Origin of the sequence: Paenibacillus sp. S150 (assembly GCF_019352175.1) — a bacterium.
GTDB lineage: Bacteria > Bacillota > Bacilli > Paenibacillales > Paenibacillaceae > Paenibacillus_AQ.
Genome location: NZ_JACBYI010000059.1, coordinates 1 through 14,169 on the forward strand (window position 1 = coordinate 1; position 14,169 = coordinate 14,169).

Genomic DNA, 14,169 nt, shown 5'->3' on the forward strand with positions numbered 1-14,169 from the left:
ACTGGATATGAAAGGAAATTTTCGCAGGGGGGATCCCCCCTGACCCTTGAAAACCATTCCTATCCATTGTCCCAATGGATATCCTACAACCTTTAAAGATAATTACACAAACTTCTTGACGCTACCCATATGGGGGGAGCGGGCCTCCATTAGGTGTACAAAATCCCACTAAAACCCGTTAAAGCCAGAATTCCAGCCCATTAGTGTTACTTTTTACACTTCGCTTCAGTCCGCTATGAATCTCTTCCTTGCTTTTCATCAGCTTGTTCAGGCTCTCCGGTTCAATTCATCCTGAATTCCGAAAGTGAATGGAACCAATGTAGAGCTTTTTAGATGATTTGTGGATACTTACTTTCGAAAATCAGGATAAATTTCCTGTCAGAAGAGCCGCCTGAAAACCGTGAGGCTCACGGCCGCTTTAAATGTCTGTCTTCGAGATTGCGGCAGCTGTAAATCGGGCTGGGACTTCCTTCCCTACTTGCCGGAGACCGCCGCCGGGCCTTCCCAGACCCCATGCTGCTGATCCTTGCCTACATACTCTATGCGTGTCGGCTTCAGCTCAAGGATCACATAGTCGGGGTCCTCCGGACCTTTGAACCATTTCTCCAGCTCTTTGTTCCATACTTTGGAACGGAGCCCTTCTTCCTTCGAAACGGCAACTGTCGCTTCAATCTCCAGCACATCCTTGCCGCCGCCCTGTTCATATCCAAGCAGCAGAAAAGCGTTGGGATTATCCTTCAGCTCCTCTACCTTATGCGTCTTGCGGTTGGTAGCCAAATAAATGTGAAGTCCGTCATGAAATACCGCCATATAACGCACCTTAGGTTTGTTGCCGGCTTCAATCGTGCCGAAGGACCCGAACTTGTTGTCGTCCAGCGCCTTGATGATCGTCTGCTCCAGCTCTCTGTTATCCATTTACGAAATATCTCCTTTCTAAATCATGTGAATATAGGTTTATATATCCACGCCCGCAGTTTGGAATTATGATTAAAAACGTTGCTTACAAATAGTGTACCCGTTCAGGTGGCATTGAATCCCGCATCCAGCCATAAACTGATGATTGCCGGGGTTAATGCCGAGCGTGGCCGCCTGGAAAATAGGGTAATATAATTCGTGTAAAATATTCTGCTTATAAGGGTGGAACCCATTTATGTCTGAGCTTATCCGGACTGATACCGAACCGACACTGCATACCGCGCTGCTGCAGTTTATCTTCCCCTTCTCTGTCAAGGAAGGCGGGGACATGAAGCTTATTCAGAGATTGGAGCAGGATGGGTTTACCCGTTTTTTTCTAGACAACAAGGAGCTGGAGAAAGCCTACTACGGCGAAGGGTACCGCGTATCCCATGAAAAAATGGAGCGGTGCTACCTGCCCTTTGCCGCGCATGTGCTGTTCCCCCGGGAGAAGGTCAAGGATTCCTTCCGCCGCTTTTCCCGGGTCAACAATCTGCCCTGCAGGCTGGATATGCCCGGGCATTCAATTCAATTTCAGGTCCTTTCCACGGATGTTTTCATCTGTCCGTTCGAGCTGGGCTTCCTGACTGTCAGAATCCGCATAGAGGAGGAGCATCTCCCGTTCAGCATCGCTTTGGAATTTGCAGACCGCCTGCGGACACTTGAAAATGTCTCCTATCAGGACGAACAGACCACGATTCATTGCCATGACAGGTCTTTTGGGCAGGTGGAGGATTTTGTCTTCCGCAATCTGGTGCGCGGACTGGAGCCATTTCTGGATCCTTCGGAAATCGATGGGGCGTATTTTGAAACCCTGCCGTTTTTTGTAGATGAACGGATGCTGGTTCAAGCCTTCTATGGCTTTGACCGCAGGGAAGAAGAGGATGAGATCAGTGAGGAACTGCGCTACCGGGCTTCACAGCTGGATGGACTGACGCTGGAGGGTGAACCCTACATCAGCGCCAGCGATAATGGTTATATTGAAGATTACTGCCGGGAGCATTGCTACAGCCGCTGGGGGCCGGACACCTACTATATGACCAATGAACAGACGTTCTGCTGCCTGAGCCGTGCCGGGTCCGGGCTGGCCACCCAACTGGTGAACCAGATGTACGGGGAGTATTATTACGGCCTTCTGCTGAGTATTTTCCACAAAATCGTACTTCTGAAGCTGGCCAACCTGCATTCCCGGCTGCGGATTAACCATGATTATGACGAGATCGAGAACCTGATCTTCCTGATCAACAAGTTTTCGGCCAAATTTTATTTTCTGGAGCTGATTTCACAGTCCCAGGGCCGGGAGATTTTTTTTCAGCTGCGCAAGGTCTACGGCAATGACGCCTTGTTCGATGAGGTGAAGATGACCTTGAATGACCTCTTTCAATACCAGGAGAAATTCCAGGCCAAACGAAGGGATACACTGCTGATGATCCTGACGGTGTTCACGGTGGTCAGCGGCATTTATGGCATGAATCAGGTCATCGAGGACCTTAAGGGCAAGATCGGCTGGAACAAAATGCTGGAGTATTCCCCATTTGAATATCTGGCGCTGTTCGTTGCGTTAACGGGCATCGCCGTCAGCATCGGCCTGAGTCTGAAGCAGCTGTGGAACGGCATCCGCAGCCGCCGCAGAAAAAGATATCAGGGTCAGGACTAGCGCCGATGGGCTGGACAACGCCGGAGGGGACCGCTATAATACAGCGTAAGAACACAGCAATACCCATAACTTCATAGTAACAGGGGGGCTGGAATTGGCCGGCTGAGAGTGTATCCCGCAAAGATACTGACCCTTATACCTGATCTGGATAATGCCAGCGTAGGAATCCATTTTCCGCATTCAGCCGTTTTGGCCTGAGCGGTCCACCTAACGCAACTAACGGCGTCCCGATCTTCGGGGCGCTTTTTTGGGTATGAGCATCATCAGATTTCGGAGGACTGGGGTTAGCTGGAAGGAGAGAAGAGAAACAATGGGAGTCAAAAAAGCACTTATGCTCTGCATCAGCTGCATGCTGGTTATCGTCTTGGCCGGCTGCGGCGGCAATAATGCAAATTCCGGCGGAAATGGCGCCGCCCCATCCGGGGACAGCACCTCCGCTCCTGAAGCAACTGCCGCCGGGACGGCTGCTCCGGAGGAGCTGACCGCAATCAAGGTTGCACTGGACTGGACGCCGAACACCAATCACACCGGCCTTTATACGGCCAAAGAGCTGGGCTATTATGAGGAAGAAGGCCTGGATGTAGAAATTGTACAGCCGGGTGCAGCCGGAGCCGATACGATGGTGGCCTCGGGCGAAGCCGCTTTCGGCATCAGTGCCCAGGAAGCCCTCACCCTCGCCCGTCTGCAGGAGGTGCCGCTCGTATCGGTCGCCGCGATCATTCAGCATAACACCTCGGGATTTGCCGCACCGCAGGACCGCAAGATCAAGACGCCGAAAGATTTCGAAGGCAAAACCTACGGCGGCTGGGGTTCTCCCGCAGAAGAAGCGGCCATGAAAGCCATTATGGACCCTGAAGGCGGCGATGTTGCAAAGGTGAAGCTGGTCAATATCGGCGAAGCCGATTTCTTCACCGCCGTGAAGCGCGACATAGATTTCGCCTGGATTTTCTACGCATGGACCGGTATTGAAGCGGAGCTGCGCGGCGAGCCGCTGGACATGCTGTATTTGAAGGATTACGCACCGCAGCTGGATTTCTACACCCCGGTACTGACCACCAGCGAGAAGGAAATTGCCGAGCATCCCGAGCTGGTGAAGGCATTCCTTGCGGCTACGTCCAAAGGGTATCAATACGCCATCGACAAGCCGGAAGAAGCGGCTGCGATTCTCTCCAAGGCTGTGCCCGAGCTTGATCCCGAGCTTGTCCTGGCCAGCCAGAAATGGCTCAGCCCGAAATATACGGATGATGCTGCCCGCTGGGGTGAGCAAAAGGCCGAGGTCTGGCAGGATTACGCCGACTGGATGTACGGCCTGAAGCTGCTGGATAAGCCGCTGGACGCCGCTTCGGCGTTCACGAATGAGTATCTGCCGGAAGGCCAATAACCTTTTTCAATATATCAACTTCAAAATTCACCATTCCAAACCGAAAGGATCTGACCGCATGGCAAATACCCTGCTGAGCATTCAAGTCATCCCTAAAACTCCGAACAACGAGGATTCCATCCCTTATGTGGACAAGGCCATTGAAGTTATTCAGCAATCCGGCGTCAAGCACCAGGTGAATCCGCTTGAAACCACGATGGAGGGTGAGCTGAACGAGCTGCTTGAGGTGGTGCGTCAAATGCACGAGGCGCTGATTGCGTCCGGCAGTCCCAGCGTCATCTCCCAGATCAAGATCGCCCATAACCCGGGCGGAATCAGCATGGACAAGCTGACGGAAAAATACCGGCCGTGAAATCGTACTGGAATCAAATCTGGCCGCCCCTTGTGGCGGTCATCTTTTTTCTGGGCGCTTGGCAATTGGCGGTATCCGTGCTTCATGTTCCTTCCTGGATGCTCCCCGGCCCCGGCGACATTGCCCGTGAATCCAAAGGCAACGCCTCCGGCATCTGGGCGCATACGGCTGCTACTCTGCGGCTGACCTTGATCGGATTCCCTGTCGGCACGGGGGTAGGACTCCTTGTGGCGCTGCTGCTGCATTTGGTGCCCTGGCTGAAACGGGCGCTGTATCCGCTGCTGATCCTCAGCCAGAATGTGCCTTCCATTGCCTTGGGGCCGCTGCTGATCATCTGGTTCGGCTTCGGGCTGCTGCCCAAAATCGTGCTCATCACCCTTGTCTGCTTCTTCCCGGTTGCCGTCGCCGCCATGGGCGGACTGGCCCAGAGCGACCGGATCATGATGAATTATATGAAAATGGCCGGGGCCGGCAAATGGCAGATCTTCACCAAGCTGGAGCTGCCAAGCTCCCTGCCTTCCCTGTTCTCAGGCCTCAAAATCTCCGCCACCTACGCGGTAATGGGGGCAGTGGTGGCCGAGTGGATCGGCGCAGACAAGGGCATCGGGTACTATATGCTGCTGCAGAAGGCCTCCTACCGCACGGACCGGATGTTTGTCGCCATCGTTATTATCGTGCTGCTTAGTCTGGTGCTGTTCGCGCTGATCGCCCTGCTGGAGAAATGGCTGGTGCGCTGGAAGCCGCGCAAGGCCTCCTGATGGCAAGAACGATATCGGCATATAAAGATAAAATGCAGACGCACAAGACAGGAGGATGGACGAAGATGTCTCATATTACAAACGCCGGAGGGAGAGTTATCGAAAGCCCGGCTATGGCAACAAAGAGCGCTGAAGGTGGTTCTGACGGGAGCAGCAACCCGCCGCCTGCACTCGAAGTCAGCGGAGTATCCAAAGCCTTCTTCCAACGCCGCCGCGAGACCCGCGTGCTGGATAACGTATCTCTGAAGGTTGAACAGCAGGAATTCGTCTCTATCGTCGGTCCTTCGGGCTGCGGCAAAAGCACACTGTTCCATATCATCGGCGGCCTGGAGCTGCCCGAAGCCGGAACCGTAAGCATGAACGGCAAGCCTGTCACCGGGCAGCGCGGCGAGATCAGCTATATGCCGCAGCAGCCCGCCCTGTTCCCTTGGCGGACCATTGAGGACAACGTCCTGCTCGCCGGTGAGCTTAAGGGCCAGCCGCAGGCCGAAGCGCGTGAAGCCGCCCGCCGCTGGCTCGGCAAGGTCGGCCTGGGCGGATTCGAGCGCGCCTACCCGCATATGCTGTCAGGCGGCATGCAGCAGCGGGCCGCTTTTCTGCGGGCGCTGCTTGCGCCGCAGGAGCTGATGCTGCTGGACGAGCCGTTCAGCGCGCTGGATGCCCTGACGCGTGAGCAGATGCAGCGCTGGCTGCTGGAGCTGTGGGAGGAGAACCGCCGCTCCGTGCTCTTCATCACCCACAACATTGAGGAGGCCCTGCTGCTCTCCGGCCGCATCTATGTTTTCTCTGGACGTCCAGGCTCCGTCCTGCACACTGTCGATGTCCCCTTTCCGCGTCCGCGACGCGAGGAAATTACCGAAGCCCCCGAGTTCCTGCAGCTGAGGCGCCAGCTGTCCCAATGGATGCGTGAGGAGCAGGCCAAGCCAGCCAGATAATCCCGGCTTGCCGTTCATCCGGTTAAAAATCCGGCTATATCCAGCCCTGTATAGCGCCGTTTCCTTTTTTCGAATAACTTTTTAAGGAATTAATTGATTTTATTGTAACAATACAGTAAGATATTTCTGCCGGGAAAATGTAATCGATTTCATCATGGGAATACGGATATATTTTCTTGGGAGAAATCATTGATCCGGCAAAATGTAATCGATTACAACATTCGTTTCACGAAAGGAGTTATCGAAGAATGAGGAAGCTTTGGTTAACTGCACTGACCGCATCCCTACTTACCGCCAGCGGAGGAATCGCAGCGGGACCGGTTTCGGCGGCCGGAGAGCCGGCCGAGGTCTGGATTTCCACCTCTGATCCAAACACCGAGCCTGCCGTCGGACTCAGCACCGGTGCCCGCCTGACCCGAATCGGGGACAAAGCCTTCAGCACCAGCTCGGGCAGTGCGGATTACACCATTACCGTAAATGAAGGCACCGCCTATCAGCAAATGGACGGCTTCGGCGTCTCGATTACGGACTCATCGGCCTGGCTGCTGAATTATAAGCTGAATGCCGCCAAGCGGGCCGAGGTAATGGAGAAGCTGTTCGGCAATACCGGCATCGGCCTCAGTCTCCTGCGCCAGCCAATGGGCAGCTCCGACTTCACCTGGTCTGCCTACACGTATGATGATACGGCGAACGATACCTCGCTCAGCCAATTCACCATCAGCCGCGATCTTCCCTATATTGTTCCGATGGTGAAGGCGGCAATTGCCAAGAATCCGAGCATCAAGGTATTCGCCTCTCCATGGAGCGCCCCGGCCTGGATGAAGTACTCAGGCACGCTGAACGGAGGCAAGCTGAAAGCCGAATACTATCAAACCTACGCCGACTATTTCAAAAAATACATCCAGGCCTACCAGGCCCAGGGTATTCCGATTTATGCCGTGACCGTGCAGAACGAGCCGATGTATGAAACCGCCGCTTACCCATCCATGGGGATGAACGAGCAGGACGAAATCGGCTTCATCGGGGATTATCTGGGACCCACGCTCAGAAATGCCGGTATCGCCAGCAAAATCATTGCCTTCGACCACAACTATCTGAACTGGAGCTTCCCGAACACCGTGATCCAGAGTCTCAAAAATTCCGGAAAAGCAGGCTATATCGCCGGCAGCGCCTTCCATCACTATGACAGCGGAGACGGGTCGCAGATGACTTCACTGCATAACGCACAGCCCGACAAGGATATCTGGTTCACCGAAGGCGGCTTCGGGAACTGGAATGATCCGCAGAACGGCACAAGCCAGGGCTTCGACAACATGATTACCGAGTTCATCAATATTACACGCAACTGGTCCAAGTCGATTATTCTCTGGAATGCGGCGCTTGATCAAAAGGATGGTCCGGCCCTGCTCTCCGCCTATAACAGCAACAAAGGCATGGTAACGATCCAGAACTCCGACAATTCGAACAGCAATCCGGAGAATACCGTCACTTATACCAAACAATATTACCTGCTTGGCCACTTCAGCAAGTTCGTCGTTCCGGGCGCCTACCGCATCCAGACCAATACCAGCAACGACCTGAAGAATGTCGCCTTCAAGAACCCGGACGGTTCCAAGGTTGTCGTTGCGTATAATCCTCAAACCTCAGCCCAAAATGTCAAAGTTCAATGGGGCAGCCAATCCTTCGTTGTGAATGTGCCTGCCAAGTCGGTTATGACTTATAAATGGTACGGCAATCCGTCGTAAGGCTCCAGCCTAACGAAATATCGTCAACCTTCCCTTAAAAAAGAAACAGCGGCGGAATAAGACTTGGAAACAAAGTCTTACTCCGCCGCTGTTTTTAATGAACTGACGTTCCGCCTTAGTTCAACAGGTCAAAATGACCGCCGGGTGCCTTCCATTATATTAAATTGCACCTGCATCTCTTGCCGTATAGAACGATGGGTAAATCGGCCGGTAATTCAATTCGTCTCTGATCCGGGTGGTATCGACGAGCATGTCCCATGGATCATATTCCTGCTGCAGCGCTTCTGCAGGAACTTCACTGTGATGAAGCTGAAGCAGTTCCGCAACGGAGAGCGGAGCATCGTCGGCAACATTATAGATACGGCCATCTATGCCTGGCGTGGAAGCGGCAAGCATCAGGGCTTGAGCTACATCCGCATGGTGTGCCATATGCATCCGTTTCGCCGGATTCCAATTGCGCATTAGCGGTAGAAATTCCATGATATGCGGGTCCCGCTCGCCATAGACAAAAGGAAGCCGCACGATGCGCAGTCCCAATCCCTGTTCGCGGTGAAGCTGCAGCAGAGCTGTTTCAGCCGCGGCTTTGGTCTGAGGATAAGCAAAGGAAGGACTAAGCTCGTCATCCTCACGGCTTGGTCTTGAACGATTCCCGGAGCCGTATACATTATTGGTGCTGGCAAAAACAAACCTTGGCGCACCCGCCTGCAGCGCAGCACGTGCCAGAGCTATACTGCCATCGAGATTTGATATTCTGGCGGTAGCCTCATCCACCCCGCGGAACTGTGCGGCCAAGTGAATTACAGCGTCAGTGCCCCGGAGAGCGCCAACATAATCGTCCGGCTGCAAAAGATCGCCTTCAATCAGCTCAGCTCCCTGCTGATGTAGCCAATCCGCCTTTGCAGCGTCCCTGACGAGCAGCTTCACTTGATGACCGCGCTGTAACATACGCGGAGCAAAACGGCTTCCCACTTTACCTGTGGCTCCTGTTACAAAAATGTTCATGGTTCAAACCCTCCTAAGTTTATCGTTGCTACACTGGCAGTATAATAGAATGGGCGAGTAGCAACCTTCCTGTGTTTATCGTATGATTGAAAGTGTCAGGATAAGGAGGAGTTTGAATGGAAGAGATTCCTTCCAGAAAATCGTTGGGTGAATTTTTGCGCTCGCGCCGGGAACGGCTTACGCCGGAAGAAGCAGGGTTGATATCCTATGGACAACGCCGGACCTCGGGGCTTCGGAGGGAAGAGGTAGCCCAGCTTGCCCATATCGGAACATCATGGTACACCTCTTTGGAACAAGGCAGAAGTGTCAATCCATCCGAGGATGTACTGAATAATATAGCGATGGCGCTGCAATTGACTGAGGATGAACGCCGCCATCTCCATCTTCTTGCTAGACCGGTGCAACAGGAAACGATTGAAGATCAGCAGTTAATTACAGGCTTGGAGCAGATGATCAGGGCTCTTGAACCAAATCCCGCCTTTGTGCTTGGGAGATGCTGGGATTTACTGTTCTGGAACAGGGCCGCCGAGTTTGTCTTCCGCTTCCCGTCATTTTCAAGTCATATGCAGTCCAGACCCAATTATATGAGACATTTTTTGACGGACGACAAGCTGGGAGCGGGCAAAAAGGATTGGGAAGCCAAATCACAAATCATGATTGCACGCTTTCGTGCGGATTACGGACATTTTCCCAATGATCCGGGGTTCAAGGCGCTTATTGAGGAATTCATGCAGACCAGCCGGCTGTTTCGCGAGAGCTGGCCGCTGCATGACGTGCAGGTCGTAACCGATTGCCACAAACGGTGGTACGATCCCCGTACCGGAGAGATGGAGTTTGAACATGTGACCTTGCAGCCGCCGACCCACCCGGATCTGAAGATCATGATTTATACAGCTGGAGCGGATACGGCTTCACGTTTGCAAAGCTTAATAAGCAGCACATCCGGGCATTGACAGCCACATGTGGCGTACATTTAGGAATATATCATGTCGGCGCTATCCTGCCTGTTTATTAAGCGCCCCTCCGTCTGCAAAACTTTATTTCACAGCAAAGAGCCTCCAGCCAGCGTCGCACGCTGGCCGGAGGCTCTTCTTCAGCTCGGGCTTATTTCTGCATAAAGCCTTTCTGCTGCAGAAACTCCTTCAGCTGCAGCCGGGACGGCTGGGCGAGGCGCCCCGCCATCATCTCGGACCAAGGCGTATCCTTGTGCCCTCCGGTCCGTTCATGCATGTAAGCCCGCGTTACTTCATCATAGACCTTCACCTGCCCTACTGCTGCGTCCGCCTGATAACCATTGCGATGCAGCACAGCCTGGAGCGGAAGACGCGGACGGATGCCATTCACACCGGCCGGATACCCGAGGCACATGCCAAAGACCGGGTAGACCAGCTCAGGCAGTCCAAGCAGCTCCGACAGCTCGGCAATATTGTTGCGGACTCCGCCGATATAGACAATGCCAAGGCCCAGTGATTCCGCTGCGACGGCGGCATTCTGCGCGGCAAGCGCCACATCGACGGTAGCCACGATCAGATTCTCGGTGGAACCCTCATATGAATCTGCCCCTTGAAGAAGCGGTCTGCTGATCTCCCGCAGCCGGTACAGGTCGGCGCACCAGACCAGGAATACCGGGCACTGCTCAATGTAAGCCTGATTGCCGGACAATTTGGATAATTGTATTTTGAGAGCCGGCTCCGTCACTGCAATGACTGTATAGGCCTGGACACTGCTGGAGGTGGAAGCCATCTGGCCTGCCTCAATAATAGCTGCCAGCTGCTCGTCGCTAACCGGCTTGTCCTGAAACTGGCGGACGGATGTATGACGGTTCAACAGTTCAAGCGTTTCATTCGTAGGTTTCATGATTCATTCGCCTTCTTCTAGTGGAATGGCCGCAGCCTGTTATACTGACCCCATTATAATACGGAACCGCAGACTCTGCCAAAAAAGAGCAGTCCCACACGCCTCTCCAGTGCTGCAGAACTGCTCTTTGCTCACACGCCAAAGACCTGCCGTTCCTCCGCATGATAAGAAGCTTGCCTCATACCTCTAATTACAGCTTCACCCGCTGCAGCCGCAGCGCGTTCAGGACAACCGACACAGAGCTGAAGGCCATTGCCGCCCCTGCAAGCCACGGCGCCAGGAAGCCGAGCGCCGCAATGGGAATGCCAATGGTGTTGTAAGCAAGCGCCCAGAATAAATTCTGCTTGATATTGCCCATGGTCCGGCGGCTCATCATGATTGCATCGGGGATACTCATCAGGTCACCGCGCATCAGCGTGATGTCCGCCGCTTCCATGGCCACATCCGTGCCGGTGCCAATCGCCATCCCGGTATCCGCTGTAGCCAGCGCGGGAGCATCGTTGATGCCGTCGCCGACCATAGCCACTTTGGTTCCGCCGCTCTGCAGCCTGCGGATCTCGGCAGCCTTGCCCTCCGGCAGCACCTCGGCCAGCACCGTTCGGATGCCCGCCTGCTCCGCAATGGCCTGGGCTGTGATCTTGTTATCCCCGGTAATCATCACTACTTCGATGCCCATATCCTGCAGCCTTGCCACCGCAGCCCGCGAGGTTTCCTTGATGGTATCGGCAACCGCCACAACCCCGGCAATCACACCGTCTACAGCTACCAGCATCGCGGTCTTTCCTTCCTGCTCCAGCTTCGTCATGAGCGGTGACCACTGACCAGGCTCCGCGCCGCCTTCTTCCATCATCCGGCGGGTACCCACACTCACGGCCTGTCCGCCGACAACTGCGGAAATCCCGCGGCCCGGAACGGCCTCGAACTGACCCGCTTCGGGAAGCGCAAGGCCCCTCAAGGCTGCACCGGCCACGATGGCATCGGCAAGCGGATGCTCCGAGAGCTTCTCCGCAGCCGCTGTAATGGCCAGCAGCCGGTTCTCGTCATTTTCTCCGCCATGCGGAGGAATGCCCGCAGTGGTGAGAATATCCGTCAGCACCGGTCTGCCGCTTGTAACGGTACCTGTCTTATCGAGCACCACAACCTTGATCCCCTGCGCCGCTTCCAGATGCTCCCCGCCCTTGAACAGAATGCCGAACTCCGCCGCACGGCCGGAGCCGGCCATGATCGAGGTCGGCGTAGCCAGACCCAGCGCACAAGGGCAGGCAATGACCAGCACAGCAATGGCCTTCTCCAGCGCCTCGGCGAACTGGCCGGGAGCGCCCCAGATGTACCAGATCACAAAGGTCGCAGCGGCAATCCCCACGACAATCGGCACAAAGATGCCGGAAATCACATCGGCGATCCGCTGGATTGGCGCTTTGGAGCCCTGAGCCTCCTCCACAACTCTGATAATCTGCGCCAGCGCGGTATCGCGGCCTACCTTGCGCGCCTTGATCCGCAGCATGCCGTTTTTGTTCAGCGTGGCTCCGATTACACTGTCCCCGGGCTTCTTCTCTACCGGAATGCTCTCCCCGGTCAGCATGGATTCGTCCACCGAGGACAGTCCTTCAACAACTTCTCCATCGACAGGCACCTTTGTTCCCGGCTTCACCAGCACGAGATCCCCGGGAATCACTTCCTCCACCGGGATGCTCAGCTCTGCACCGTCACGAACGACCAGCGCGGTCTTGGCCTGCAGTCCCATCAGGCTGCGGATCGCATCGGAGGAACGCCCCTTCGCCAGGGCCTCGAACCACTTCCCTACAAGAATCAGCGTGATCAGAATCGCGCTGGTTTCGTAATACATATCCACCGAATGGCTCATCCCGCTCATGCCCAAGGCGTCAATCGTCAGATACAGGCTGTAGAAATAAGCCGCCGAGGTGCCGAGCGCCACCAGCACATCCATATTGGCGCTGCCGTTCTTCAACGCCTTATAGGCACTTATATAGAATTGACCGCCAATGATGAACTGTACCGGCGTAGCCAGCACCAGCTGGAACCACGGGTTCATCAGCAGCCCGGGCGTCCAGATCCAGTCCGTGAAGGAGAAATGGCCCGCCATCGCCCAGAGCAGCGGAAAGGAGAGAATTGCCGAAATGATCCATTTATTCCGCTTGCGCCGAATCTCCTGCCCGCGCTGGTCGGCCTGTTCCTTGCGGTCCTGCTTAAGCGTTGCTGTGTAGCCGATGCTGCTTACCTTCTCCATAATCTCGGACACGCCGACGTTCCCCGGCGCATACTCCACATGCGCCGTTTCCAGGGCCAGATTCACATTTACCGCCGCAATGCCCGGCATGCGTCCCAGCACCTTCTCAATCCGCGCCGAGCAAGCGGCGCAGGTCATTCCTGAAATATCGAAATCCGCGGATTCCTTCCGTGTATCATAGCCAAGCGAACGGATCTTCTCCTCAATTTGCGGCACATCGGCAACCTCAGGATCATAGCCGACCGTTGCCTGCTCCAGAGCCAAATTTACATTGGCCCGCGATACCCCCTCCATCCGGGTAAGCCCCTTTTCAATCCGTGCTGCGCAAGCGGAACAGGTCATCCCCGTAATCTGCAGTGTGGCCTGCTGCAAAACGGGTTCAGCTGCCTTCTCCATGGTATCCGCACCCCCATACCCCTGAGGGGTATAATATTTTGTAAAAGAAAAGGCATTGGCGCCTCTGAAATCCCAAGGATTCCCCGCTCCAAGCCTTTTTATGCTTCAGCTTCTGCTTAGACTACGTCGTAGCCCTGATCCTCAATTGCCGCTTTAATGGCGGTGAGGCTCACCTTGCTCTCGTCATATTCAACCGCCACCGTCTTGGCCGGAAGGTCCACCTTGGCAGCAGCGCCAACACCGCTTACCGCTTTTTCCACCGCACTGACACAATGACCGCAGGACATTCCTTCTACATTCAACGTTACGTTAGACATAATTAACCCTCCTAAATGTTTTATGGAGCAATGCTTCCTGTGCTTCTTCGGGAATAAAACTGGCTTCGGAAGCATATGCTCAAGTTTTATGGAGCAATGCTTCGTGTGTTACTTCGCAATAAAACAGGCTTCGGAACCAGACGCTTAAGTTCACTGCCTTATTTCATCAGCTTGTTGACCGTGACCAGCAGCTCGTCGATCACCTCGTGTTCCCCGGCCTCGATCCGCTCTATAATGCAGCTCTTCATGTGTCCTTCAAGCAGCAGCTTGCCGACACTGTTCAGCGCCGCCTGGACCGCCGCCAGCTGGTTAAGCACATCATCGCAATAGGTATCACGTTCAATCATCCCTTTAACACCGCGGATCTGGCCTTCGATCCGGTTGAGCCGGGTGGTAAGCCCGTTCTTGAATTCTGCTGAATGATGACTTTTGCGTACGCCGGGAGCAGGAGAATGACAATCTTCCCCGCAGGATTGCTCCGCGTGCACCTTCTCATTAGTAGACACAGGAATCAGCCTCCTCATCATCAATATAATATACCCCCCATGGGTATGTCAAGGCTTTCTC

13 protein-coding genes and 1 riboswitch are annotated in these 14,169 nt (G+C 54.6%); of the genes, 7 read left to right on the plus strand and 6 right to left on the minus strand.

The window, feature by feature from the left end; genetic code table 11:
• Positions 1–474 precede the first annotated feature (474 nt).
• Positions 475–915: a pyridoxamine 5'-phosphate oxidase family protein gene (locus tag HYD27_RS29620; protein ID WP_219221337.1), complete on the minus strand. Its 441-nt coding sequence runs from the start codon at positions 913–915 to the stop codon at positions 475–477.
• Positions 916–1,150: 235 nt separating this feature from the next.
• Here HYD27_RS29620 and HYD27_RS29625 point away from each other — a divergent pair, with 235 nt between their 5' ends.
• The 6 genes from HYD27_RS29625 to HYD27_RS29650 all read left to right on the plus strand — a co-directional run bounded on the left by HYD27_RS29625 (position 1,151) and on the right by HYD27_RS29650 (position 7,782).
• The gene (locus tag HYD27_RS29625; protein ID WP_219221338.1) at positions 1,151–2,611 is read left to right on the plus strand and encodes a hypothetical protein; all 1,461 of its coding nucleotides are present in this window, start codon (positions 1,151–1,153) and stop codon (positions 2,609–2,611) included.
• Between the two features lie 71 nt (positions 2,612–2,682).
• A riboswitch (TPP riboswitch) is annotated at positions 2,683–2,794 on the plus strand.
• Positions 2,795–2,921: 127 nt separating this feature from the next.
• Positions 2,922–3,992 (plus strand): ABC transporter substrate-binding protein, encoded by a 1,071-nt coding sequence (locus tag HYD27_RS29630; RefSeq protein ID WP_219221339.1) that lies wholly within the window; start codon positions 2,922–2,924, stop codon positions 3,990–3,992.
• Positions 3,993–4,050: 58 nt separating this feature from the next.
• Complete coding sequence (locus HYD27_RS29635) at positions 4,051–4,344, plus strand: thiamine-binding protein (RefSeq protein WP_219221340.1); 294 nt, start codon at positions 4,051–4,053, stop codon at positions 4,342–4,344.
• A complete protein-coding gene (locus HYD27_RS29640; RefSeq protein ID WP_219221341.1) occupies positions 4,341–5,102 on the plus strand; it encodes an ABC transporter permease in 762 nt (253 codons plus the stop codon). The genes HYD27_RS29635 and HYD27_RS29640 overlap by 4 nt, the downstream gene beginning before the upstream one ends.
• A gap of 113 nt (positions 5,103–5,215) precedes the next feature.
• Positions 5,216–6,037 carry an ABC transporter ATP-binding protein gene (locus tag HYD27_RS29645; protein WP_219221379.1) on the plus strand — a complete coding sequence of 274 codons (822 nt, stop codon included), beginning with the start codon at positions 5,216–5,218 and terminating at the stop codon, positions 6,035–6,037.
• 248 nt (positions 6,038–6,285) lie between these two features.
• Positions 6,286–7,782, plus strand: a complete 1,497-nt coding sequence (locus tag HYD27_RS29650) for a glycoside hydrolase family 30 protein (RefSeq protein ID WP_219221342.1) — start codon at positions 6,286–6,288, stop codon at positions 7,780–7,782.
• A gap of 159 nt (positions 7,783–7,941) precedes the next feature.
• Here the strand turns inward: HYD27_RS29650 and HYD27_RS29655 are convergent, their stop codons facing one another.
• Entirely contained in the window at positions 7,942–8,784 is an 843-nt protein-coding gene (locus tag HYD27_RS29655; RefSeq protein ID WP_219221343.1) for an NAD-dependent epimerase/dehydratase family protein, read from the minus strand.
• Positions 8,785–8,900: 116 nt separating this feature from the next.
• Here HYD27_RS29655 and HYD27_RS29660 point away from each other — a divergent pair, with 116 nt between their 5' ends.
• Positions 8,901–9,737 (plus strand): helix-turn-helix transcriptional regulator, encoded by an 837-nt coding sequence (locus HYD27_RS29660; RefSeq protein ID WP_219221344.1) that lies wholly within the window; start codon positions 8,901–8,903, stop codon positions 9,735–9,737.
• Between the two features lie 151 nt (positions 9,738–9,888).
• On the opposite strand, the gene nfsA is transcribed toward HYD27_RS29660, so the two are convergent.
• The 4 genes from nfsA to HYD27_RS29680 form a co-directional block, all read right to left on the minus strand.
• Complete coding sequence (gene nfsA / locus HYD27_RS29665; RefSeq protein ID WP_219221345.1) at positions 9,889–10,641, minus strand: oxygen-insensitive NADPH nitroreductase; 753 nt, start codon at positions 10,639–10,641, stop codon at positions 9,889–9,891.
• A 190-nt stretch (positions 10,642–10,831) separates the two neighbouring features.
• Positions 10,832–13,285 (minus strand): heavy metal translocating P-type ATPase, encoded by a 2,454-nt coding sequence (locus HYD27_RS29670; RefSeq protein ID WP_219221346.1) that lies wholly within the window; start codon positions 13,283–13,285, stop codon positions 10,832–10,834.
• 116 nt (positions 13,286–13,401) lie between these two features.
• Positions 13,402–13,602: a copper ion binding protein gene (locus HYD27_RS29675; RefSeq protein WP_219221347.1), complete on the minus strand. Its 201-nt coding sequence runs from the start codon at positions 13,600–13,602 to the stop codon at positions 13,402–13,404.
• Positions 13,603–13,760: 158 nt separating this feature from the next.
• Entirely contained in the window at positions 13,761–14,126 is a 366-nt protein-coding gene (locus HYD27_RS29680; RefSeq protein ID WP_220101809.1) for a metal-sensitive transcriptional regulator, read from the minus strand.
• Between the last annotated feature and the right edge of the window lie 43 nt (positions 14,127–14,169).

Excerpts from the sequence above, each read along its gene's own strand:
- HYD27_RS29620 (WP_219221337.1), bottom strand. The coding sequence starts at position 915 with ATGGATAACAGAGAGCTGGAGCAGACGATCATCAAGGCGCTGGACGAC.
- HYD27_RS29625 (WP_219221338.1), top strand. The coding sequence starts at position 1,151 with ATGTCTGAGCTTATCCGGACTGATACCGAACCGACACTGCATACCGCG.
- HYD27_RS29630 (WP_219221339.1), top strand. The coding sequence starts at position 2,922 with ATGGGAGTCAAAAAAGCACTTATGCTCTGCATCAGCTGCATGCTGGTT.
- HYD27_RS29635 (WP_219221340.1), top strand. The coding sequence starts at position 4,051 with ATGGCAAATACCCTGCTGAGCATTCAAGTCATCCCTAAAACTCCGAAC.
- HYD27_RS29645 (WP_219221379.1), top strand. The coding sequence starts at position 5,216 with ATGGCAACAAAGAGCGCTGAAGGTGGTTCTGACGGGAGCAGCAACCCG.
- HYD27_RS29650 (WP_219221342.1), top strand. The coding sequence starts at position 6,286 with ATGAGGAAGCTTTGGTTAACTGCACTGACCGCATCCCTACTTACCGCC.
- HYD27_RS29655 (WP_219221343.1), bottom strand. The coding sequence starts at position 8,784 with ATGAACATTTTTGTAACAGGAGCCACAGGTAAAGTGGGAAGCCGTTTT.
- HYD27_RS29660 (WP_219221344.1), top strand. The coding sequence starts at position 8,901 with ATGGAAGAGATTCCTTCCAGAAAATCGTTGGGTGAATTTTTGCGCTCG.
- nfsA (WP_219221345.1), bottom strand. The coding sequence starts at position 10,641 with ATGAAACCTACGAATGAAACGCTTGAACTGTTGAACCGTCATACATCC.
- HYD27_RS29670 (WP_219221346.1), bottom strand. The coding sequence starts at position 13,285 with ATGGAGAAGGCAGCTGAACCCGTTTTGCAGCAGGCCACACTGCAGATT.
- HYD27_RS29675 (WP_219221347.1), bottom strand. The coding sequence starts at position 13,602 with ATGTCTAACGTAACGTTGAATGTAGAAGGAATGTCCTGCGGTCATTGT.
- HYD27_RS29680 (WP_220101809.1), bottom strand. The coding sequence starts at position 14,126 with ATGAGGAGGCTGATTCCTGTGTCTACTAATGAGAAGGTGCACGCGGAG.